At 58.5% G+C, this 22,827-nt stretch carries 14 protein-coding genes and 6 pseudogenes; 13 read left to right on the top strand and 7 right to left on the bottom strand.

The genetic code is table 11. The features are described from left to right. From JN280_RS34385 to JN280_RS34360, 5 genes are all read left to right on the top strand, one after another. Positions 1 to 1,980, top strand: coding sequence for a hydantoinase B/oxoprolinase family protein (locus JN280_RS34385; RefSeq protein WP_202308747.1), 1,980 nt, complete (start codon positions 1 to 3; stop codon positions 1,978 to 1,980). A gap of 288 nt (positions 1,981 to 2,268) precedes the next feature. Beyond that, entirely contained in the window at positions 2,269 to 3,402 is a 1,134-nt protein-coding gene (locus JN280_RS34380; protein ID WP_202308746.1) for a CapA family protein, read from the top strand. 371 nt (positions 3,403 to 3,773) lie between these two features. Further along, positions 3,774 to 5,198, top strand: a complete 1,425-nt coding sequence (locus JN280_RS34370; protein WP_202308744.1) for an aldehyde dehydrogenase family protein — start codon at positions 3,774 to 3,776, stop codon at positions 5,196 to 5,198. A 496-nt stretch (positions 5,199 to 5,694) separates the two neighbouring features. Then, complete coding sequence (locus JN280_RS34365; protein WP_202315226.1) at positions 5,695 to 6,159, top strand: Lrp/AsnC family transcriptional regulator; 465 nt, start codon at positions 5,695 to 5,697, stop codon at positions 6,157 to 6,159. 336 nt (positions 6,160 to 6,495) lie between these two features. Then, positions 6,496 to 7,629 (top strand): serine hydrolase domain-containing protein, encoded by a 1,134-nt coding sequence (locus JN280_RS34360; RefSeq protein ID WP_202308743.1) that lies wholly within the window; start codon positions 6,496 to 6,498, stop codon positions 7,627 to 7,629. Between the two features lie 361 nt (positions 7,630 to 7,990). On the opposite strand, the pseudogene JN280_RS39755 reads toward JN280_RS34360, so the two are convergent. Next, positions 7,991 to 8,210: pseudogene (locus JN280_RS39755) on the bottom strand (integrase core domain-containing protein); the annotation flags it as partial. A 547-nt stretch (positions 8,211 to 8,757) separates the two neighbouring features. Beyond that, complete coding sequence (locus tag JN280_RS34350) at positions 8,758 to 9,066, bottom strand: hypothetical protein (protein WP_202308741.1); 309 nt, start codon at positions 9,064 to 9,066, stop codon at positions 8,758 to 8,760. 778 nt (positions 9,067 to 9,844) lie between these two features. On the opposite strand from JN280_RS34350, the gene JN280_RS34345 reads away from it, so the two are divergent. The 5 genes from JN280_RS34345 to JN280_RS34325 are packed head-to-tail and all read left to right on the top strand — an operon-like array spanning position 9,845 to position 15,476. After that, positions 9,845 to 11,524 carry an ABC transporter substrate-binding protein gene (locus tag JN280_RS34345; protein ID WP_202308740.1) on the top strand — a complete coding sequence of 560 codons (1,680 nt, stop codon included), beginning with the start codon at positions 9,845 to 9,847 and terminating at the stop codon, positions 11,522 to 11,524. 41 nt (positions 11,525 to 11,565) lie between these two features. After that, positions 11,566 to 12,543, top strand: a complete 978-nt coding sequence (locus JN280_RS34340) for an ABC transporter permease (protein ID WP_202308739.1) — start codon at positions 11,566 to 11,568, stop codon at positions 12,541 to 12,543. After that, positions 12,540 to 13,472, top strand: coding sequence for an ABC transporter permease (locus JN280_RS34335; RefSeq protein WP_202308738.1), 933 nt, complete (start codon positions 12,540 to 12,542; stop codon positions 13,470 to 13,472). Before JN280_RS34340 ends, JN280_RS34335 begins: the two co-directional genes overlap by 4 nt. Continuing rightward, positions 13,469 to 14,482 carry an ABC transporter ATP-binding protein gene (locus JN280_RS34330; RefSeq protein WP_202308737.1) on the top strand — a complete coding sequence of 338 codons (1,014 nt, stop codon included), beginning with the start codon at positions 13,469 to 13,471 and terminating at the stop codon, positions 14,480 to 14,482. The genes JN280_RS34335 and JN280_RS34330 overlap by 4 nt, the downstream gene beginning before the upstream one ends. After that, on the top strand, positions 14,475 to 15,476 hold the full coding sequence (locus JN280_RS34325) for an ABC transporter ATP-binding protein (RefSeq protein ID WP_202308736.1): 1,002 nt from the start codon (positions 14,475 to 14,477) through the stop codon (positions 15,474 to 15,476). The genes JN280_RS34330 and JN280_RS34325 overlap by 8 nt, the downstream gene beginning before the upstream one ends. A gap of 6 nt (positions 15,477 to 15,482) precedes the next feature. Here JN280_RS34325 and JN280_RS40420 read toward each other — a convergent pair. Next, positions 15,483 to 15,867 (bottom strand): annotated as a pseudogene (locus tag JN280_RS40420) (transposase); the annotation flags it as partial. 27 nt (positions 15,868 to 15,894) lie between these two features. On the opposite strand from JN280_RS40420, the gene JN280_RS34320 reads away from it, so the two are divergent. After that, positions 15,895 to 16,896: an IS481 family transposase gene (locus tag JN280_RS34320; protein ID WP_202308735.1), complete on the top strand. Its 1,002-nt coding sequence runs from the start codon at positions 15,895 to 15,897 to the stop codon at positions 16,894 to 16,896. A 265-nt stretch (positions 16,897 to 17,161) separates the two neighbouring features. Here the strand turns inward: JN280_RS34320 and JN280_RS34315 are convergent, their stop codons facing one another. Then, positions 17,162 to 18,199, bottom strand: a complete 1,038-nt coding sequence (locus JN280_RS34315; RefSeq protein ID WP_202308734.1) for an IS110 family transposase — start codon at positions 18,197 to 18,199, stop codon at positions 17,162 to 17,164. Between the two features lie 137 nt (positions 18,200 to 18,336). Then, positions 18,337 to 18,597 (bottom strand): annotated as a pseudogene (locus tag JN280_RS34310) (transposase); the annotation flags it as partial. 75 nt (positions 18,598 to 18,672) lie between these two features. Here JN280_RS34310 and JN280_RS34305 point away from each other — a divergent pair. Further along, positions 18,673 to 18,978 (top strand): annotated as a pseudogene (locus JN280_RS34305) (IS110 family transposase); the annotation flags it as partial. Between the two features lie 31 nt (positions 18,979 to 19,009). On the opposite strand, the gene JN280_RS34300 reads toward JN280_RS34305, so the two are convergent. Further along, complete coding sequence (locus JN280_RS34300; protein ID WP_202308727.1) at positions 19,010 to 20,917, bottom strand: DDE-type integrase/transposase/recombinase; 1,908 nt, start codon at positions 20,915 to 20,917, stop codon at positions 19,010 to 19,012. 109 nt (positions 20,918 to 21,026) lie between these two features. Between JN280_RS34300 and JN280_RS34295 the strand changes: the two are divergent. After that, positions 21,027 to 21,770, top strand: a pseudogene (locus JN280_RS34295) (IS110 family transposase); the annotation flags it as partial. A 190-nt stretch (positions 21,771 to 21,960) separates the two neighbouring features. Here the strand turns inward: JN280_RS34295 and JN280_RS34290 are convergent. Beyond that, a pseudogene (locus JN280_RS34290) lies at positions 21,961 to 22,711 on the bottom strand (IS630 family transposase); the annotation flags it as partial. Positions 22,712 to 22,827: the final 116 nt, after the last annotated feature.

The following is a 22,827-nucleotide window of genomic DNA, read 5'->3' as shown; positions in this document are numbered from 1 at the left end:
ATGGACATTGCACGCACTGAAATCATGAAAAATCGCTTCTCTGCCATAGCAGAGGAAGCGGCCATGCTCGCCTATCGGACCGCACACACCACCTTTGTGAAGCAGACGCAAGACTTCCAGGTTGCGCTTGCAGGAACGAACGGCGAGAAATTTGCTTTCCCACTGCTCAGCGGCACCACCGACGGCGTAGGAGATTCGATCACGGGCCTGATCGGGCATTTCTCTGATCTCGTACCGGGCGACGTAATGATTTCCAATGATCCGTTCAGTACCGGCGGGCTGGTCACGCACCAGATGGACATCCATATGGCTCAACCGGTCTTTTATCGTGGCGAGCTGATCGCATTTGCATGGTCGTTTGTACATGCCACCGATATCGGCGGCGCCGTTGCGACCAGTATCGCACCCGAGCTCAATGAATGCTTCCAAGAGGGCTTTCGTATCCGGCCCACCAAACTGATGCGGGCTGGCGAATTGAATCAAGATGTTGCTAACTTCGTAAAGGACAACTCTCGGATCGGCGACGAAGTGTGGGGCGACCTGGAAGCGATGATGGCGGCGATGCGCTTGCTCGAACGGCGGGTGGGCGAGTTGTGCGATCGTGTAGGCGTTGACACGTTCCGCCAGGGCATTGATGACGTGTTAGATTATGCCGAAGCAAAGGCGCGTTTGGTGATAGCCGGGCTGCGCGACGGCGAATATGAGTTCTCCGACTACCTTGAGGGTCTCACTACGGACGATTCCATACATATTTGCTGCCGGTTGCGCATTACGGGCGATGAGGCGGAGATCGACTTTGCAGGCAGCGATCCGCAAGTGAACGCCGCCTTGAACTTCAACTCGGAAGGGCAGGCGCCTTCGATGCTGTGCACCGGACTGGTTAATTACATCATGACGATGGAGCCCTCAATACCACCGAATGGTGGGGTAGTGCGGCCAATTCGCGCTCGGGCACCGTCTGGCACAGTGATGAATGCTCAGTTTCCCGCGGCGATGGGCAATCGCTGGGTAACCGCGATGCGCTGCTATGATGCTCTGATAGGTTGCTTGAACCAGGCGATTCCCGGTGGCATCACGGCTGGCGGCGCTGGACAGGCCGGCATTATTAGCGTGGCTTGGCAGGATGCCATTAGCGGTCGCAAGCGCGTGTCGGTGGTCGAGCCTTTCTCTGGCGGCTCCGGCGGTCGTGTGAGTGGGGACGGTGTTGATGCGACTGACACCATGCTCGGCTTTTTGAAGAGTACGCCGATCGAGAATGTGGAATCAGAAACGCCGCTGCTGGTGCGGCAGCATGCGCTGGTGCCGTCTAGTTTTGGGCATGGCCAGTATCGGGGAGGCGCGTCGGTACACATCGAGCTGGAATGCCAGAGCGACCAGGCTGAGATTAACGTGCGCGGTCTGCAACGGCTGCAGTTTGAGCCTTGGTCTGTGGCAGGCGGACATCCCGGCCGATGCGGTGAGACATGGTTACTGCGGGCCGGCGAGAAAAAGGCGCTCGGTCAGGTTGGTCTGCTGAAGGTGCAGCGCGGCGATGTGCTACAGATGATATCCCCATCGGGGGGCGGGTTCGGAGATCCGGTCAAACGCACAGTAGCGATGGTCGTCGAGGATGTTACGAACGAGATGTTGGATGAAGAAGAAGCTTACACGATCTACGGCGTGGTAATCCGCGGTGGCGTTCTGGACGTTCCGGCAACAGAGCGGCGGCGTGCCGAAATGGTGACTCCGGCTGAGGTGCAAGTCTTTGCGTATGGACATGCCCGAAGCGAGTATGAAGCAGGCTGGCCGGCCGAAGCAAGCGTAGCCTTTGCGAATGCTGTGCTACAGGCGCCTCCTGGATTGCGCAACGTAGTACAGCGCGAAGCTAGAGCGAAGCTAGCCGAAACGCCGAAGCCTTTAAAGGCCGCCACAGTGACCAAAGCAGTCGACGCCCTAGTTCGACAGTTGCAGGCTGCCAATAGCTTAACCACAGCCTCTTAGATCAAAGGAACAAGTGACAACGTTGCAAGAAGTGAAAGCACGCAAGGATGAACTCTTGCATTGAACGGAAAGCTAAAAGAACAACTTGGAACGTCCTTCGAGGCTCCCGTCTTAGCCTCGCTACGTTATTAGATAAGCCGGTGTCAGCTCCAATGACTATGCTGCGTGCCTTACCACTCCAGAGAGAATACTGCGATCTATATGTGGCTGCATTAATCGTCTGACACTGGGTTGGTTAGATCACTTTACTTCGATGTTTCAGAGAAATGACTAACCGGGGACAATTTGATGAATTGGACATTAGGTGCAGTAGGCGATGTATTTGTAAATCGCAACAATCCGTCGGATGCATTTGTTGGCAGCAATCAGCTTTTGGGTGCCATCGACCTGGTCTTTGGCAACTGCGAAGGTGCATATACTGACCGACCTCAGTTTGCTCCCAGCGCGGGGTGGCGGGTCGTTTCAGCAGCGGAAAACGGTCGAGGACTTGCTCGAGCCGGCTTTAATGTGATGGCACTAGCTAACAATCACATACTTGACGCTGGGTATGACGGTTTGAGTGATACCATCAAGCTTCTAAATTCCCAGGGCGTCGTGACCGTTGGAGCCGGGGCTAATAAGAGAGAGGCAACATCACCGGTTATTATTGACCAGAATGGCATTACCGTTGGTTTCCTCAGCTTTGCCTGCGTTTATTGTCCTGGTTACGAAGCTCGCAACTCGGTGCCTGGACTTTCAGCCATTCGGGTCCACTCTCAATATTATATCCCTGAATGGGCCTACTTTGACCCTGGGACAGTCCCAGCTGTTCGAACATTTCCGTACCCGGAGGATGTCGAATTTATGAAAGCTTCGATTGAAGATCTTCGGCCAAAAGTCGATGTCGTCGTCGTCAGCCATCACTGGGGCCTTTGTGTTCCCTCATATATCACGGAGTATGAGAAAATCTTGGGGCATGCTTCGGTCGAAGCGGGCGCTGACATCGTCCTGGGACACCATCACCATTTCGTTCGCGGCATTGAAATCTATAAAGAAAAGCCGATCTTCTATGGGCTTGGGCATTTCGTGTTCGACTTGCCTAGCTTGGAAACTATGGAGCCGCACCTAGACAAGTTCAAGGAGGAAAGTGAATACGCGATTTATCCTCGTGAAGGGTACCCGCTTTCTCCATTTCACGCCGACGCTCGAATGACGATGGTTGGATCTTGCGACTTCGACGGTAAGAATCTGAAATCAGCCGGGTTTTTTCCGTGTCTGATTAATAGAGATAATCACGCCATTCCCTTTAAAAATCGTGATCCGCAAGCTCAGCAGGTCGTCGATTATGTAGCTCGAATAAGCGCCAGGGCTGGCCTGAAAACCATTTATACTGCGGTATCTCAAAAGCTAGACTTCGCGTATTCGGCGGTGACCGCTGGTTGACTGGTAGCCGTCACCTATTAGCAGCGTATGCTGCATGGAATTGGACGAGGAAGGGCATATGGCTGTGGCCTGGTGCCACCGGAATTTCGACGCCGAGGGCGAACTGCAAGAATCCCTGGCTTCCTCTATTCCGGGCTTGGTGAATGGAACCATCTATGATGCGGCCCAACCTTGGCCAGAAATTATCCTGCAGAGACGCGCAGGTCTGCCGGCAGAAGCCTGGGCGCTGCTGAGGTGCCGGGCGTTAGGAAAGGACATCCTGGTTCGCTAGCAGCCCACAGGTCTATCGACCGCGGTGACACACGTGTTTCTAAGGCATTTTGCTGGCAAACCGACGCAACTCGTATGACGACGGAGGCATGGAGGATTAAATGCAGCATGAATCTGAACACTATGTAGGCGGACGTTGGATCGAACCGCTGCAGCCAACAAGTTTACCCGTGATAAATCCGTCAACGGAGCAGATATTGACCTGGGTCGCGGGCGGCGGGCGCCGAGATGTCGACCGTGCGGTGGATGCTGCTCGCGCCACCTTCTCATCCTATTCTACCACCACGAAGAAGGAACGGCTAGAGTTGCTGTATAATATATATAGAGAATATGAAAGACGAAAAGAAGACATCGCTCAAACGCTCTGCCAAGAGATGGGCGCACCAATACAAGTAGCCCGCGAGTGGCATCTCGCCTTGGATGCGATCAGTAGTGTTATAAACGTGCTGAAGGACTATAATTTTGTCGAATTGCAAGGCACAACTAATATTGTTCGGGAGCCAATAGGTGTAGTTGGCATGATTACCCCGTGGAATTGGCCGATTGGCCAAATTATTGTTAAAGTAGCACCGGCCCTCGCCGCAGGTTGCACAATGGTCCTCAAACCTTCTGAAGTGGCGCCCTTAAGTGCGATCATTCTATCTGAAATTTTGCATGCTGCTGGCGTCCCCGCAGGCGTCTACAACATGGTTCAAGGCGATGGCGCCGTAGTAGGCGAAGCAATGTCAGCTCATCCCGGCATCGATATGATCTCGTTCACCGGATCGACACGCGCCGGGGTGCTCGTCGCTCAATCCGCCGCGCGAACTGTCAAGCGTGTCGCGCAAGAACTTGGCGGAAAATCGGCGAACATTCTTTTGGGAGATGTCAACTTGGAGAAAGCTGTCACAGCGGGTGTTCTGAAGGTTATGCTAAACAGCGGCCAGGCGTGCAGCGCGCCCACCCGTATGTTTGTGCCCGCCGAGCTCCACAATGAGGCGAAGGCGGTCGCTAAAGTAGCTGCAGAAAACTTGATTGTTGGGGATGTGCGAGACCCCAGCACGAATTTGGGACCGGTAGCCAGCAAAGCTCAGTTCGACAAGGTGCAGCGTCTGATAAAGGCTGGCATCGACGAGGGAGCCGAGCTTGTAACAGGTGGCCTTGGTAGGCCTCAGGAACACAAACAAGGTTACTTTGTGCGCCCTACTGTCTTTGCCAATGTCAACAACCAAATGAGCATCGCACGTGAAGAGATCTTTGGGCCAGTTCTGTCGATCATGCCTTATTCCAATGAGGACGAAGCGATTAATTTATCAAATGACACAATCTACGGATTAGCGGCTTATATCGAATCGTCAGATCTTGACCGTGCACGCAGGTTGGCGGGCCGTTTGCGCGCCGGCACCATACGTTTGAATTATCCACCACATGACAGCGCCGCGCCTTTTGGCGGCTACAAGCAGTCCGGCAATGGACGCGAAAACGGCAAGTGGGGCTTGGAAGAATACCTCGAAGTAAAGGCTGTACTTGGCTACAGCCCGCCATGATCGAAAGCATAAGGATGTAATTATGCCCGCGACAATCCGATCTGCTCTAGCAGGTTGTTGAAAAACCGTTTTGTTCACCAAACGTATCAGAATCAGACCGAGCACAAAATCAGATTCAAAACGGGTATCTCCGAGCCTTTTTCATGAGCCTGCTAGGTTCGCCTCGCTAGGCTCGTCTTGAGGCGTAGCAAAGCGATAGGGCGCGTCGAAGGTGCAGGACTAGATCGATGATGCTGGGACGGGTCATAACGAGGGCAATTTGGGTCGACGGGGCGCCGCTCACGCATACGCGGAACAAGGGCCAAATCAGGCAGGCGAACGACAGTCATCTGCGGTATTCGGGCTCACCAAGCAGGGCGGCTGAGGCGCGAGCGGTGGAACTACTCAAGGTTGTCTTACAAGGCTTCCACCGATTGCCCCACACGAGCGCGCTTCAGAACTGCAAGTGGGCGCAGGTTTTCGGCGCGCGATAACTCGGATTTAGCAGAGATTGATGATGGATTTGGATCGAGTTGACCGGACAATTCTCATCGCCGTGCAACGGAACAACCGCCTGACTGCGGGAGAATTGGGTGAACTTGCTGGTCTGTCAGCCACCGCTTGTCAACGACGCTTAAAGCGGCTTCGAGATGCTGGTGTTATTGAGGCTGATGTTGCCATAGTTTCGCCGGAAGCCGTCGGTCGACCCGTAATTACTCTGATGTCTATCAGCCTTGAGCGCGATCGCCCAGATATCATTGACCTGTTCAAACAGGCGATCCGTCGCACGCCTGAGGTTATGAGCGCATATTATGTAGCCGGCGATGCAGATTTCGTTCTCATAATCTCCGCACATGACATGCTGAGCTATGAAAGGTTCACTCGCCACTTTCTTTATGAAAACCCAGATGTCAAAGAAATCAAAACAATGGTTGTAATGGATAGAACTAAGATATCCTTAGCGTTGCCGATCGACGAGTAGGAAAATGCGTGTGAAAAGCCCATCGACGCTGTCAACATGCCATGGCATCGAGTTAGTAGGCTACCCTCCCAATGAACCAGTTCTGACTAAAAGCTGCGCCCCCATTTGCGCATCCGAGTAACGCTGTCTGATCCAGGCTCGCCAGGCGGTAATAGGCGGCGGGTTAATAAACGAAGTAACAAAGTCCTAGTCAGGAACTTCGCAGAAGTCGAAAATGTAAAGTCATTTTCCGAGCCAGACAACCACCAACGGTATATCAAAGTGGCTCGCAGAAACGTAGCTGTACTACAATCCGCGCATTAAGCGGAACAACTCCAACGTGAAAGGGTCCGCCACATGACGCTTACCTCGATCGCCAATCCCGACTTGGTAACCCTCTTCGACAACAAGGCGCGCTGGAACCTGCCAGACCATCGTCGTGGCGGCTTCCACAATTTTCACACTACGGTGCGCTATGCATTTTCGATCCGCGCCCCCCGAGTCTTGCCGCTCAGGAAGGAGGTAGACTGGACAATCGGCGAACGCCCGGAGGTCGCACGCTTCCTCGCCATGCCGCATTTCTCGGCCTTCATTGTGGTGCGCGACGATCGCATCCTCTACGAAGCTTATGCGCCAGACTTCGGACCCGAGAAGCCGCACACCATCATGTCTATCACCAAGACGACACTCAACCTAATGCTAGGCCGCGCCGTGGCGGCTGGCTTCATCAACCTTGATGAGCGAGTAGGAAATTATCTCCCGGAGATTGGCACGGGCTACGCGGAGGCGACGGTTAACGCGGTCGCCGACATGAACGTCGCCAACATCTACACCGATGACTACGGTGACTCCCTGTCCGGCGGCGAAGTCTTGGAGAGTGCGGTCGGTTGGCGTCTACCGCCGGAGGGTAAGAAGGAGGAGACAACCCGCTCATTTCTTTGCAGAATCACCAGCGAAGACCCGATGAACCCCACTGGAGAGGTTCTTTACAAGTCTGCCAACAGCGACGTTATCGGCTGGATCATCGAGCGCACCAGCGGTCGGCCACTACGCGATTGGTTTATCGAGCTAGTCGAGGCGGCCGGTTTGGAGGGGTGCTTACATATGACCTGCGACCGCGAGGGTGTGCCGCTGGTCGACGGAGGCGGGTGCCTCACCGCTCGCGATCTCGCGCGCTATGGGCTGCTGTTTGTGCGCAAGGGGGAGGGCATCGACGGCCGTCGCGTCGGCGATGCCACCTTCATCGAAGACACTCGCAGAAGTCCTGGTCCATCTTGGCAGAAACCGTGCGACTGGATGCGCTATAGCCGCCAGACGTTCACCGACGGCATTTGGCTTGGCCACGCCGGTTACGGCGGCCAATTCCTACTCGCAAACCCCGACACCGGTACCGTCGTCGCCTATCTCAGCGTGCTCGAGAACGCCAGCGGCTCAGACTCCGCCTTCTCCGAGCGTCTGATAAAGATGATGGCTGAAGTCGCTGCACAATGACCATGTCGTCGTTAGGCGGCCAATCAAAAAATGCTCACCAATCCAACAATCGACAACTGCTTGAACTCCGCCTTCCAGCACGCGTTCCAAGAACTGGAGAGATGAAGCGCAAATCGGAAGAAAGACGCCTGGCGCGCAAGCTGACGGCGTTGCGCCAGGAGGGTTGGCGACTCACGCACCCGCCACTGACTGCGCAGGCTTATCGCTGTATGGGCGCGCACCGTGGCGATCATCGCAGCCCGCACAATTATCGAGCGGTCAGCAGGGTCTGGCTAACCTGTCTGAGCTGGAGCAGAGAGAAAGCCGGCGTGAACTGGTCAGAGTTCGAGACGACCTGACCTGCTATCGGTTTTGTCCCCGTCTATAAGTTAGCTCTGTTCACGTTGTGGTCCGATCTGGACCGGGTTGCAATTCCTTTGGGGTGAGTCCGTCGAGGCTCGTACGCGGTCGATTCAGGTCGTAGTGTTCAGGTTGTCGTCGATCCTCCAGTCCTCAACCACGTCGCTGGCGCGGCGATAACTGCGGAACAGATGCTCGTTGAGGCACTCGTCCCTCAGGCGCCCGTTGACTGATTCCACGAGAGGGCGGGATCTTCCTTTAGCCGTTCCCTGATCCGCGCCTCAAAGGGCTCGTAGATGCTGGTCCTTTCCGCTGGGCTTCGTCCGCCGATAGAGTCGCTGTTGGGGTGTCTCGCCGTTCTTCCAGAGTGTTTTCAAGTTCGCGGCAAAGCACCGGAGATCAATGACCAACGGCGGCTTTATTTCGCACCCGCGTTTTAAGGTCTCCTGTGCGGCACGGATGCCGGCAAACAGCAGCACCAGGTCATCTGTCTCCATTATTGCCGGTAGCGGCGCCTTATCGCCTCGACCAGTTTCGGATGCGCAAGAACACGGGCTGCGGGTCGAACTGGCGAATGGTAGCGTTTGATCGCGCGGGGCGCCAATCCGTGTTTTGCAGCTTCAATGACGGTTTGAACAGATTGAGGTTAAGCCAAGCATTAGAGGCGTTCAAGGGCCGCCGTCGCACCCATGCGACTAGCTGGCCATAGCCCGCTAGGCGGCGCACGAGGGCGCCGTGATTCTGCTTCACATGCGCTTTGGTCGTTCTTTCGATAAGCGAGCGCGCGCGTCACCTCCAGATACTTGCTGCGCACCAGGAAACGACCAGCGCATTCATGAATGCGCTGTCGTTGTCAAAGTCGACACCCAGCAATGGAAAGGGAACGGCGAGCGAGCCTGCTTGATCGACGTGATCACATTGCGGCTGTCGCGCGGCGGACGGTATGCATTCGGTCGAGCCGGTGGCAATGTCGGCCAGCACCATCGTCTGCACGAAGCTCCCGATGAAGACGTGCCCGAATGCCCCACAAAAGGGGCGGCGGATAATTCCAATCGCCGAAGGTGCGAACTGGAACGAGCGGCGAACTGCCGAACTCATTCCTGCCCGGCGGCGCTGGCCGCCTCGAGTGACGATGCAGACCTCAGTCAATCGTCGCCGGGCTTACGGTCAGCAGCTTGCCGAAGAGCGTCTCATTGAGTGCCAACCGGTCATGTCACTCAAGCGCAGGCAATAAGGCAGGGATCAACGGCTTAAGGCGCTTGGAACACAGCCGATCCGAAGCCTCCCAGAGCATGATCAGCGATTCACGGACATCACTGCCGTAACCGCAGCTATGGCTCTTGGCCGCAGACGGCCTTTGCTGACGACGGACAAATCGCGTACTTGCGATAATAGCCGGTTATCGCGATGATAGCCGGTTATCGCCAGGAGCGCATCACAATGCGCCGCTTCTCGACATGCCGCTGGATAACGCTTCACGATCGCCGGTAGTTCCGTCGTGTCGCCACGCTGAGCTCCGCCATCCGTCCCCCGAACCGAATGGCACGACCTGCCCATCCCATTCGGAACAGGTACATCATCGGTAACGTCGCATTACGATACGGTTCGCCGGTTTTTCCGAGCCTGCGTCGAAAACCCAGTCGCCTTGCTCTGCAATCATTGGGTGTACGGTGAATTTTTTGCGGCGGGCGTCTGCAGAAATTCGGCGCTCATTCCACAAATATGCAGAGAGTAGGCGCAGGACCAACAATAACGCACAAAATCAGCACTCGATGCCCGATAGTCTTAGACTCTCTTGTTGCGGGATGGGGCTAGAAGGCCGATAGCGTAAGCAACCTACAGAAGCACTGGGAAGAAACACAGGGAGGACAGCAAGATGACGACCGAAAAGAGAATTGAAGGCAGACATGCAATCAGCCGCCGTGCGGCCTTGAAGACAATTCTGGCCGGATCTGCGGCGCCTTTTGTCATGCAGTCGGCGGCATTCGCCGCAGCGTGTAATAGCGTGGTGCGCATTGGAGCAATCGTCGCACCCGACAGCCTGAATCCTTTCGCCACATGGAGTTCCTTCTGGCCGACCGTCTTCACATATGACTCTTTGGTTGGTGTGGACGCCTTGCGTCACTCAGGCCGGAAAGGATTCGCCAAGGAATGGTCGGTTGCCGATGACGACCTCACTTGGACCTTTAAAATCTGGCCCGGTATGAAGTGGTCCGACGGCCAGCCAGCTACGGCCAGGGATGCTGCGTTCACATTTAACTATCTAAAGGGTTCTTTGGGCAAGCCCGACGAGCTGAACGTCGGCTATAACAATACGGACAGCTTGGACAACGCCCAGTCGATCAGCGCTCTAGATGACGAAACCTTGCAGATTGTGACCAAGACACCTTCTCGCTGGCCTATCGACAATTGGACGATGATTGTGCCCGAGCACATCTGGAAGGACATAAGCTACGCGGATGCCCGCAGCACCTTCCATAACGACCCGCCATTGGTCGCATCCGGCCCGATGATCATTGTAGAGTTCCAGCAGGGTCAGTTCGCGCGCTTTGCCCCGAACAAGTATTTCCGCACGGGTCAGCCGAAGACATCCGGCATGGTGTTCAACTTCTTCACATCAGCCGATCCCATCGCCCAAGGCCTAAAGAGCGGCAACCTCGACTTTGGCATTGGTCTGACTGTGGCACAGTGGGAAAATCTAGCAAAGGACCCCGAAATCATAGTCGGGGAGTCGCCCATCGAACAGCGGGACCTCCTCATGTTCAACACGGCCTCCGGCAAGGGGGCGGGCAGCACCAAGGCCTTGCAGGATCCGGCATTTCGCGATGCCATCGGCTATGCGATCGACCTGAAGGTCATCGTCGATCGCGCCTACAGGGGTCACGCCGCTGTTGGCGCTGGCATCGTGATGCCTGTGGCGACCGATTTCTATTCCGATCTGAGCGACATCCGGCGCCATTTTGATCCCAAGGAGGCGGCTCGTCGGCTCGACGCGGCCGGTTATCCCGAGAGCAATGGGGTCCGGAAGGACAAGGACGGAAAGGACCTCCAACTCGAATTGATAACCGGAACATTGTCAGGCAAATATGAGACGCCGCTCGCTGCCGTGCAGCTTATCTCTGGCTGGCTCGGGAAGGTTGGCATTCCGGTCTCAGTGACCCAGCTTGATGCCGGCGCGCTGTCAGCCCGCTTGTCGGCGCCAGCAAAGGGCGGCGAAGGCTGGGATCTTGCAGTTGCACAGAGTTGGCCGTCTCCTGACCCCAAAACCGTTCTGAACATAGGGCAAACCGGCGGCCACTATAACCAAGCATCCTGGAGTGATGAGAGATTCGACAAGATCTACTCGGAGGTGCAAGGTACGGTCAAGCTCGAGAGGCTAAAGGAGCTGGTCGACGAAGCGTCGCGCATCATTTACACTCAAGCTCCCTATATCGTGCTGGCCTACCCGTTCGCGCTGGATGCGCGTCGAAAGGATTGCTTTAAAGGGTGGGGGCCAAACGATGATATGATCTCGCAGTGGAGTTACTTCCCCTTCGATGGCCTGGAGCCGGTCTGACGGCTTTCGCCTGGATCACAGTAGAAGGAGCAGAAACTCAAATGGGCCGACGCGTCGGACGCATTCTCATCAGGGCATTGGTGACGCTTCTGATGGTGATGTCGCTCAACTTCATCCTGTTCAGAGTGGTCCCCGGCGACCCCGGCCAGCTTCTGCTGGCCGGGGCACGCTCCGGCGTGACCGAGCAGCAAATCGATGGACTGCGCAAGCAATGGGGCCTCGATAGGCCACTGATCCCGGACCAGGTTGTCGACTACATAGCGGCAACCCTGCATGGGGACCTGGGCTACAGCTTCAAGTTCAGAGGCGAGCGCGTTGCAGACCTGCTCCTGGTGCGGCTTCCGGCCACACTTGCCCTAGTCGGGGTGTCGCAGCTTTTTGCGATCGTCTTCGGCGTGATGCTCGGCCTCTATGCCGGCTGGCGACGAGGCGGGGCCGTCGACAACCTGACCACGGGAATATCCTTGGCGCTTTATTCCACGCCGACGTTCTGGCTCGGCATGCTCATGGTGCTGGTATTCAGCACGACACTGGGCTGGCTTCCCGGCTACGGAGCCTATTCGCCGACAGGTGGCGCAGAAGGCGCAATGGACTGGCTCGCTGACCGCCTACGGCATCTCGTGCTGCCGGCCGCAACGCTCGCCCTGGGACTGTGCGGGCAATATGTTCTGGTCGCCCGAGCTGCGATGAGCGACGTCGTGACCGAGGACTACATGGTCACAGCCCGGGCCAAGGGGCTGACCGGTCGCCAGATGCTGATGCGTCACGCCTTCCGCAATGCTATGATGCCGGTCGTGACCCTGATCACGCTCAACCTCGGCTATGTCGTCGCGGGGGCCATCACTGTCGAAGCCGTATTCAACTGGCCGGGTATCGGTGGGCTGACGGTCGAGGCGCTCAACGCGCGGGACTATCCCGTCCTACAGGGCATCTTTCTCATGCTCGGCGCATCGATTGTGATCGCTAACATCGTGGCCGATCTGACCTACGGCCTTCTTGACCCCCGTGTGAGACAATGAGCGAAGCTGCGACAAACCTCGGCACGCACGTCCGGCTGCGCGCGACCCGAGCCTTTCTCCGCAAGTTCACCGGTTACGTCGGCGCGCGGATCGGTCTCTCGATTCTTGCCTTCGTTCTCGTCTTGGCGGCGGTGCCAAGCCTCCTTGTCGGCCCGCTGCAGACGGCGGCCAATGCAACCGGGGATTTCCTCGCATCGCCGAATGGCCAGAATATCCTTGGTACCGACGAGGTCGGGCGTGATGTGCTCAATCTCGTCGTCCATGGTGCCCGGGTCTCGCTCACGATCGCGCTGGTGGCTACCGTGATCAGCCTCATCGTCGGCACTGCGGTCGGCACGATATCGGGGTACTATCGGGGCAGGGTCGACGTCTGGCTGATGCGCCTGACAGATTTCTTCTTCATCGTCCCCACCTTTGTCCTGGCATTGGTCATCACGCCGGTCCTTCTCGAGGTTGTCGGGCGTGGGGGAACGATTTTCGGGTTCCGGCCCTCGCTGTTTGTGGTCATCCTCGTCATCGGCCTGACGAGCTGGGGGTTCGTCGCGCGCATCGTGCGCAGCCAGACGCTGACGTTGCGAGAACGTCAGTATGTCGATCGGGCCCGTGTGGTAGGGAGCAGCGATCTCGGGATCATGATGCGGCATATCCTGCCGAACCTCGTGCCCCAGATAGCTGCCAATGGCGCGTTGGTCGTCGCCGGCGCGATCTATACGGAGACGGCGCTCTCATTCCTCGGTCTCGGCGATCCCTTGCAGCCTTCCTGGGGCACGATGCTCTATCTGGCGCAGCGCGCCGGAGCCGCAAGCGTGGGCGCTTGGTGGTATCTCGGCGCGCCGGGCGTCTCCGTGCTCGCGGTCTCGCTGAGCTTCGTCCTGGTCGGGAATGCGCTCGACGACAGCTTCAATCCACGTCGGCGCGTGATCCCATGACAGACAACACTCAAAAGGGCAGCGCGCCGCTTCTGTCGGTCGATGGACTGTCTGTCGAATATCGGTCGAAGGGCAGGTCACTGCCCGCGATCAGCGACGTGAGCTTTGAGCTCAAGGCCGGAGAGGCCATCGCGCTGGTTGGTGAATCCGGCAGTGGCAAGACCACGACCGCCATGGCGATCGCAGGCCTGCTGCCGCCCAATGCAGCGGTCAGCGCGGGCACGGTCCGCTATCGCGGAGAGCGGCTGCCGATAGACGACGATGCGGCGATGCGGCCGCATCGCTGGAGCGAGACCTCGGTCGTGTTCCAGGGGGCGATGAACGCGCTCAACCCGATGCATCGGGTAGTCTGGCAGATTGCCGAGCCCTGCATGCTGAAGCTCGGCTTGTCGCGCGACAAAGCGCGAGCGAAAGCAATGGAATTGCTCGAGCTCGTCGGCATCCCGGCGGACCGGGGTGCGGCCTATCCGCACCAACTCTCGGGGGGTATGCGCCAGAGGGTGATGATCGCCATGGCGCTCGCCTGCAACCCCTCGATCGTCATCGGCGACGAGCCGACCACCGCGCTCGATGTCATCACCCAGGCGCAGATCCTCAAGCTGCTGGGAGAGCTGCGGGCGCGGCTCAACCTCGGTCTCGTCCTGATCACCCATGACCTTTCGGTGGTTGCCGAGACCTGCGATCGGGTGATGATCATGTATGCCGGGCGCATCGTAGAGGAGGGCCGCGTGGTCGATATCTTCGCCGCACCCCGCCATCCCTATACCCGGCTGCTGATCGCCTCGATCGCGGATCCTGCAAGTGGCAACCGGACGATCCAGTCGATCCCGGGCGATCCCCCCAATCTTCAGACCCGCCCGTCAGGCTGTGCCTTCCACCCGCGATGTCCCTCCGCTATGGGTATCTGCTCGGCTGCAATCCCCGATTTCGAGAGGATCGAGCAGGGATGCGTGGCCTGTCACCTATACTCCCATGTGCAGCCTTTAGAGAAGGTTTCGGCCCATGCGTGACGGTACTGACGTCCTGCGTCTCGAGGACCTGCAAGTCCATTACCCGATACAGGGCGGTGTTTTCGACCGCCTGCTGGGGCGGCAAAGTGGCGGGGTGCGCGCGGTCGACGGGATCAATCTCACTGTCGGTCGTGGCGAGATCGTCGCGGTCGTCGGAGAGTCTGGCTCCGGCAAGACCACGCTCGGCCGAGTGGTCACCAAGCTGGTGCAGCCGACCGGCGGAAGGCTGCTGTTCGAGGGCGGTGACATGACCTCGGCGCAAGGCTTCAAGGCACTGCGCCCGTATCGGCGTCGGGTGCAGATGATCTTCCAGGACGCCTATCAGGCGCTCAACCCGCGGCACACCGTGTTCGACGTCGTGGCCGAGCCGCTGCGCTCGCTCAAGCTGGTGGAAAACAGCCGTCAGCTCACCGAGCGGGTGAGCGAGGCCCTGGCGGCTGCCGGGCTTAGTCCTCCGGCCGAGTTCTTTGCGCGCTTTCCGCACGAACTCTCGGGCGGACAGCGTCAGAGGGTCGTAATTGCCGGAGCGCTCGCGGTGAAGCCCGAGCTCATCGTCGCCGACGAGCCGGTGTCGATGCTTGATGTGTCGATCCGCGCGCAGATCCTTCAAGTCCTTACCGAACTCCGCGCGCGGCAGAACCTGGCGCTTCTCTTTATCACCCACGACCTGCCGATCGCCTGGCTGATCGCCGACCGAATCGCAGTCATGTATCTTGGGCGGTTGGTCGAGATCGGCACGGCCGATGAGATCACGCTGAACCCGCGCCATCCCTATACAATCGCGCTGCGCGACGCCACGCCGAAGGTCCGCCCGGATGCCCATCGCCGTGAGTTGCCCGCTCTTCAGGGCGAGGTCCCGAGTGCTGCGCGCATCCCGAAAGGCTGCCGTTTCCATCCCCGCTGCCCGCTGGCCTACGATCGCTGTCGGCAAGAGGACCCCCCCGCTGTTCAGGTGGGGCCAAAGCATATGGCCGCCTGCTGGCGAGTGGAGTGAGGGAAAGATTGTGTCGAGGCGGACATGGTCGAGCAGATCGTCAACAACTTGCCGTCTTGGGTCGGGCCTGCCGTCAGGCTAAATCGGATCGGGAGCCTTTCGCATCGACGAAGATGTGGATCTTGGCAGTGAGGCCGCCTCAGAAGCGACTCTCGATCCCCTATTTGTCGTCGCGGCCTGTTGGTGGACGCGAACGGAAGTGCTGTCGATCATCTGGATGTCGTAGGTGGCGGTGAAAGCGTCCATCAGCCGTCCCACACGCCCGCCCTCGCACGAAGCGGTTGCAGCAAGTCATGCGGAGACCATAGCGCTCCCGCAGGTCGCGCCATGGCGATCCCAGCACCCAGAAGATGCCGCTAGGATGTTTGATCCCGGGCTTTGATGGTGCACCATTATCGCACGAATCAAAGGAAGCACTATGGGCCAGGTTCTTCATGGGAGCGCCACGACGACAGAGGCAGTCCGTCGAGCGATACAGCATAGTCAAGAGAGCCTGAGGGCGCTCGCGAAGCGCTACGGGATCAATCAGAAGACGGTTGCGAAGTGGAAGAAGCGGACCTCAGTTGCCGATGTGCCGACAGGGCCAAAGAGCCCCGCCTCGACGGTTTTGACGATCGAGGAAGAGGCCGTGATCATTGCCTTTCGGCAGTACACCCTGCTGCCGCTCGATGATTGCCTCTATGCGCTGCAGCCGACGATCCCGGCGCTGACGCGTTCATCCCTGCATCGTTGCCTGCAGCGTCACGGGATCAGCCGCCTGCCAGAGGTCGAAGGCGAGGAGCCAGTCAAAACGAAATTCAAGAGCTACCCGATCGGCTTCTTCCATATCGATATCGCCGAGGTACAGACCGCGCAGGGCAAGCTCTACATGTTCGTCGCCATCGATCGGACCAGCAAGTTCGCCTTCGTCGAGCTTCACCGAGAAGCCAAGCGGCGCACCGCTGGCGATTTCCTGCGCCATCTCGTCGAAGCGGTCCCCTACAGGATCACCAAAGTCCTAACCGACAACGGCACGCACTTCACGACGCCGGGCGCCGGGGGATCGGCAGCGCCCCTGATCGTCGAGGCGCTGGCCAAGGGAGAAACTGTCTGGGCGCATGCCTTCGAATACGCCTGCGCACAGCTCGGTATCGAGCACCGCCTCACAAAGCCGAAGCATCCCTGGACCAACGGACAGGTCGAGCGGATGAACCGCACGATCAAGGACGCCACCGTCAAGCGCTACCACTACGAAACCCACGACGAGTTCCAACGCCACCTCGCAGACTTCGTCGCAGCTTACAACTTTGGGCGCCGGCTGAAGACACTGAAAGGCCTCACGCCCTACGAGTTCATCTGCAAACAATGGAACATCGAGCCCGAAAAATTCAGGCTCGATCCGATCCATCAAATGCCGGGACTTCTCTATTCGGCGTGTTGAAGTCAATCGCTTTCAAGCTTCCTCTACCACGGGCATTTGATGTCTTTTGCGAGGCCTTGCTTCTCTTCGGGATCGGCGCGTTGGCCCTCCCAGCATGGGATCAGTTGGAATGAAGGGGACAATCTAAACAGCGTTCTCACCATGTTGCCGCGGTGGAAACGAGTCCCGGCACGTCCTTTCTTCATCCTCCGTCCCGCGAAGGACATTCATCCGCCCCTGGCGGATCTCGTTATCGGATCTTCTCCCTTTCGTTTGGTGGACCCGGCTATATCACCGCCGTTGCTTCCTCTCGCGCCCAGCGGAACTCACTGCCGCCGGACCATATTCTGTGCATGATGACAGCCAATCTGCGAGCAAGGGCAACGGTCGCTCTTTGTCGGCCCCGGCGTTTGGCGACGTTCATCGCCCAAGCTTTCAGCCATGACCACTTTTTCACCACCGTCAGCAAGACTTGCGCGGCTTCATAAAGTAGCGTTCGCATCATGGCGTCACCGCACAGGGAAACACGTCCGACGCGATTGTCCTCGCCTGATTGATGCAAGCGCGGCGTCAACCCGAGAGCCGGCCCTACGGCCTTGGAATTCTTGAAGCGGGCAGGAATGTCGACCGTGGCGTTGAAAGCCAGCGCAACGACAGGGCCGACGCCCGGCACGGTCATCAACCGCCTGCAAACCGTGTCACCCTTCACGATCGACAACAGTCTTTCGTGCAGCACCGTGAACTGCTCGCGAAGTTTCTGACGAGCGGTGAGCAACGCCTCCATGATGTCTCGCAGTTCCGGAATATCACCGGAAAGGTCCCGGATGCGATCCGCGAATTTGTTGGCGCCGACAATGCCAACCTTGAGACCGAAGTTACGCAGCAGGCCACGGATGTCGTTCTCGATGGCGATGGCCTTTTCCTGAAGCAACTTACGGGCCGTCAGCAGTGCCCGGCGCTTCTGGCTCATCAGCGTCTTGACATGCACCGGCCGGAACAGGTTAACCCGCATCATCTGCGCGATGCCGCGCGCATCGTTGCGGTCGGTCTTGTTGACCTGTGCCTTGAGAAACGCCTTTGTATGACGGGTTTCGATACAGATCACAGGTAGTCCGGCTGCCGCCAGACCACTGAACAACCATTGGGATAAGGGGCCAGCTTCAAGCCCGATCCGGGCCAGATTCCATGCGGGGTTCTTCAATGTTTCAGCAAGGTCGTCCGGATGACTCGCAACTTTCATCTCTCGGCAAATTCGGCCCCCTTCATCCACGATGCAAACGGTGGTCTCTTTCACGGAGACGTCCAGTCCGGCATAATGCTTCATGCTGCGCTTCCTTTCCTGATGCTTGTGGCTGTTCACACAGACCACGTTTTATCATCAGCTCGAAGCGCAGCACCTCAAAACAGCCCGTTCAAGGCGTGGGGCAAAGCCGAATACCCCATCTAAACAGCTAGAGCGTTTCACGTTTTGACGGAAGCGTATCCGGCGTTTTCGAAGTAGTTCCTGCATTCGGCTGCCTCGATGGTTTCGACGAGGTGGCCGATGTGGCGCCAAGTGTCCTCGACGGTTCGCTTCTGAGCCTGGTGCATCCAGTGCTTGATCTTGGGGAAGGCTTGCTCGATCGGATTGAGATCCGGAGAGTAGGGCGGCAGGTACCAAAGCCTGGCGCCAGCAGCCTTGATCATCTGCCTGATAGCCGCCGACTTGTGACTTCCCAGATTGATGGGGTGGACGCCCCCTCACGGCATCGCTGTGCCAAAGTGGTGTCGTTGATCATTACTTGAACGGAGGCGTCCATGTTGGAAGTTAGCACAATCGGGTTGGATCTGGCGAAGAACGTGTTCCAGATGCACGGCGCGGATGGATCGGGAGCCGTGGCCTTCCGCAAGAAACTGCGTCGTGACCAAGTGCTCAAGTTTCTTGCCGCGCAGCCTGCTTGCACGGTGGCCATGGAGGCCTGCGCCGGCGGTCATTACTGGGCGCGGGAGATTGCGAAGCTTGGGCACGATGCCCGGCTAATCGCTCCGGGATATGTGAAGCCTTTCGTGAAGCGGCAGAAGAACGATGCCGCTGACGCTGAGGCGTGTCGTGTTGCCTCACGTAATTTTGTTACCGGCTGCCTCACCAAGGATGTTACCCGCTCGCCAGACGTGCGGAATCTGAAGCGACATACGGCGCTAGGCGGCTGACCTCGCCGATGAGCCGCTGCACGGCTTGTTGTCGCCACGCCCTTACTCGCTTCTGCAACGTGTGAAGCTGGTGCAAGCTGTATCGTCCAGGATAACGGACCTGGAACTCGACGAGAAGTTCAAGTGCGGTCTGATCCGGACGCTCTTCAAGGCATCGTGCCATCTCTTCCCAATGGTCCTTGAAGATGTCGGGACGTCGGCCGCGCGGTTTGTCGTTGAGCCGACGATAAGTCTTTGGCCCAACGACAACACCGCGGGCGCGAGCCGCTTGGCGCCAGAGATTGACCCGTCGAACGAGTGTTTTGTACTGCTTGCGGGTAAATCGACCTGGAAACTGGACACACAGCTCCTCGAAGAGCTGCGTGGCGTTGATGTTGGGGAATTCCTCCAATCGGCGACAAACGATCGGCCACACCATGCGGAGCGCCTGGACGCGGGCTTGGCCAGGCTCGGCGTAGACCGGCTTCGGCTTCTCCTGCATCTTCGCGGCTGTCACGGGAGGAGTGGGTGGGATCACCGGTTTGAGCGTGGCGGTGGGACTCGCAATAAGGGTTTGTGTCGAGACCTTTTGTAGACTTCGCAGGTAACGCGGTTTGGCCTCAATGGAGAAGGTCGGACGTATCTCGCCCGCATGCCAGGCGCTCGATAGGCTGGCTACGAACGCGGCCAGGTTGGGCGGTTCCGATGTCGTCGGCGGCGGTGCTTCGCCGTCAGCCAGGGCTGCGAGATAGGCCTGCACGGCTCGCATTTCCTCCAGAAGCTTCAGCGGATCGAGGTCGGCGGCGATCTCGCGCAGCTTGCTCTTGGCAGCCATCGGGATGCCCTCCGCCTGCAGGAGACGCTCACAGGGCGTCTGCGGCGGATGATAGCGCTTGGCGACCTTCGCTCCGTCGCGCTGCTTGGCAGCCAGTTTGAATGAGGGCTGGAAGAAGTTCACGAATAGCCTGGATGCCCCGTAGAGGCGGGTGATCGCCCTGGCGGCCGCCAAGCCTTCAAAGCGCCGATAACCCAGGAGCTTCCGTACAACGGCGCCATTTTTCTGCTCTATCCACGCTTGGTCGTTCTTACGGTAAGGCCGCGAGCGAGTGAGTTCGATGCCGTGACCAAGGCAATATTCGATCAGCCTGTTGTTGACGAACTCGCTGCCATTATCCACATCCAGCGCTCTCAGGGCAAAGGGCAAGCCCATGCGGATCCGGTCGAGTGTCTCGACCACGAGGGTGCCTTCTCGGACTACGATGGGCGCGGCCTCCGTCCATCCGCTCGCGATATCGGTCATAACCAGGCTGTGAACGTAGCTACCGCGGTTGACCTCTCCGCAATGAGCAACCAGGTCCATTTCCATGCTGCCTGGAAGCGGCTCGTTCCAGTCAGCGAAGGTGCGCATTTTGATGCGCCGCCGGGGCTCTGGCACAACCCTTGGCTTCTTTTTCGTACGCATGTTGCGCCTTGGCATCTGGAGCAAGCGGTCGATCGTCGCGGCGCTCATCGACAGAATTTTGTGGCGTATCTCCTCCTCGAGCTTCAAATGTCTATTGCGTTCCAGCGCCGGCAACAGAATGGGCAGCAGTGCCTTGAGGCGCTTGCCGCAGACTCGATCTGAAGCTTCCCACAGCACAATCAAGGCGGCCCGAGCGGCCTCATCATAGAGCGACAGGCGTTGGCGGGTCTGACGGTGCTTCGGCTCCGGGTGGCTGTTCAGGACACGGATTGCGGACTTTTCGTGATACCCCGTCGCCGCAATGAACTCCTCCAAGATCCGGCGCTTGTCCTTGGTCGTCGCGGCCGCATAGCGATCCCTGACTGCATTGGCCAGTTCCATACGCATGGCATGTGTCATCTTCGTCTTCATGTTGCCTCCCTGGTGGTGAAGGCACCATGGCGACATGCGCCTTCACGGGTAACATTTTAGGTGAGGCAACGAACCCGCGCGGTAACATTTTCCTTGAGGCAATGCGACAGAGGCGATCTGCGAAGCAACCCAGAGGCCTACCATGCGGTTCGTAGCGGCAAAGAGCGAAGAGCAGCAGGCCGCGGCAATGGTGTTCCGCGTTCGCGATCTTATGGTTCGTCAGCGGACCCAGACCATCAATGCGATACGGGGCCATCTTGCCGAATTCGGACTCGTGGCTGCACAGGGTCTCTTCCATGCCGCCAAGCTTGTCGCGGCGATTGAGGACAAAGGTACCGCCATCCCCGAAGCTGCCCGTCCGATCCTGTCTCTGCTCGTTGCACAGCTGCGGGCGCTGGATGAGAGAGTGGCCGTGCTCGACCGCGAGATCGCCCGGCGTGCCAAGGAGGATGCAGAAGCCAGGCGATTAATGACTATTCCCGGCATAGGGCCGATCACCGCGACGGCACTTGCTGCTCTGGCTCCATCGGCGACAACCTTCAAGAGGGGGCGGGACTTCGCGGCCTGGCTCGGCCTCACGCCGCTGCAACGCTCCTCAGGCGGCAAGCAGAAGCTCGGCGAGACGTCCCGGATGGGTGAACGAACTCTGCGACGGCTGCTGATCATCGGGGCGAGCGCCGCCGTGCGCTGGGCCATGCGGAAGGGATCGACGGGGGATACTTGGCTCTCGCGGCTGCTTGAGCGCAAGCCGCCCATGCTGGTGATCGTCGCCCTGGCCAACAAGACGGCGCGCATCGCGTGGGCGTTGATGGCGAAAGGGGGAACTTATAGGGCCCCGGCGGTAGCGGGATAATATCGCTGCTGGGCTTGAAGGTGTGAGAAGGTCCAAAGGAGAGTATGGCGCCACGGTCAACGAGACGGGATCGGGAAAACCAGATCATGGATACGCGCCTTGAGCGCGCCAGATTGTTTTGGACCCGCTCCGCGAACTCCCATACAGGCCCGCGGCATGTGACAGCCGCAACAGAGGCCGGACACATGTCAGCACCGACCACGCTCCGTGCTCTTCGAAAGATTGTCTTGCACCAACGGGGGCGTCCACACATATCCATGACGACGATGTCGCCGGGCTTCAGCACGGTGATGAGCTGCTGCTCGACATAGGCGCGGAAGCATTGGCCGTTGATCGGACCGTCGAAGACGCAAGGTGCGGTGAGCCGATCCCAGCGCAGCGCGCCGAGGAAGGTCAACGTGCGCCAGTGGCCGTGTGGAGCCAAGCCGCGCAGCCGCTTGCCCTTCGGCCCCCAACCGCGCAGCGGAGCCATGTTGGTCTTGATCCAGGTCTCGTCGATGAAGACCAGATGCTGCGGATCAAGGCCGGTCTGCCAAGATCGCCATCGCTGACGCCGGCGGGCAATATCAGCCCGCGCCTGCTCAAGGGCGAACAGCGTTTTTTTTGAAGCTCAGGCCCTCGCGGCGCAGGAATAGCCACACCGTATTGTGCGAGACCTTGATCCCGCGCGCATCCAACTCGTCCTTCAGCCGATGCAGCGTCAAATCAGAGGTCTGATTGATCCGCTCCACAATGAAAGCCCGATGCGGCTCAAGAACGCGCTTGCGGTGTCCGCCCATCTTGCCCGGTACCACCGAGCCGGTGGTACGGTAACGCTGCGACCACTTCACTACAGAGGAAACCGCAACGCCAAAGCGCGATGCCACCGCACGGCAGTTCCCGCCCGCTTCAACTGCCTCAACAACACGCTCACGAAGATCGTTTGAAAGCGCTCGCGTCATCAGATGCTGGCCTCCATCCAGCCAGCATCTTGAACGTATGGCCCGCCCCGTCTGCAAGGGGTATTTTGAAGATTGCTCTTATCAGTCTGCGTCAACGTATCCGGTCTCGGGGTCGT

This window comes from Mesorhizobium sp. L-8-10 (genome assembly GCF_016756635.1).
Taxonomy (GTDB): domain Bacteria; phylum Pseudomonadota; class Alphaproteobacteria; order Rhizobiales; family Rhizobiaceae.
The sequence above is the reverse complement of the archived record's forward strand: the minus strand, read 5'-3'. Positions and strand labels throughout refer to the sequence as shown.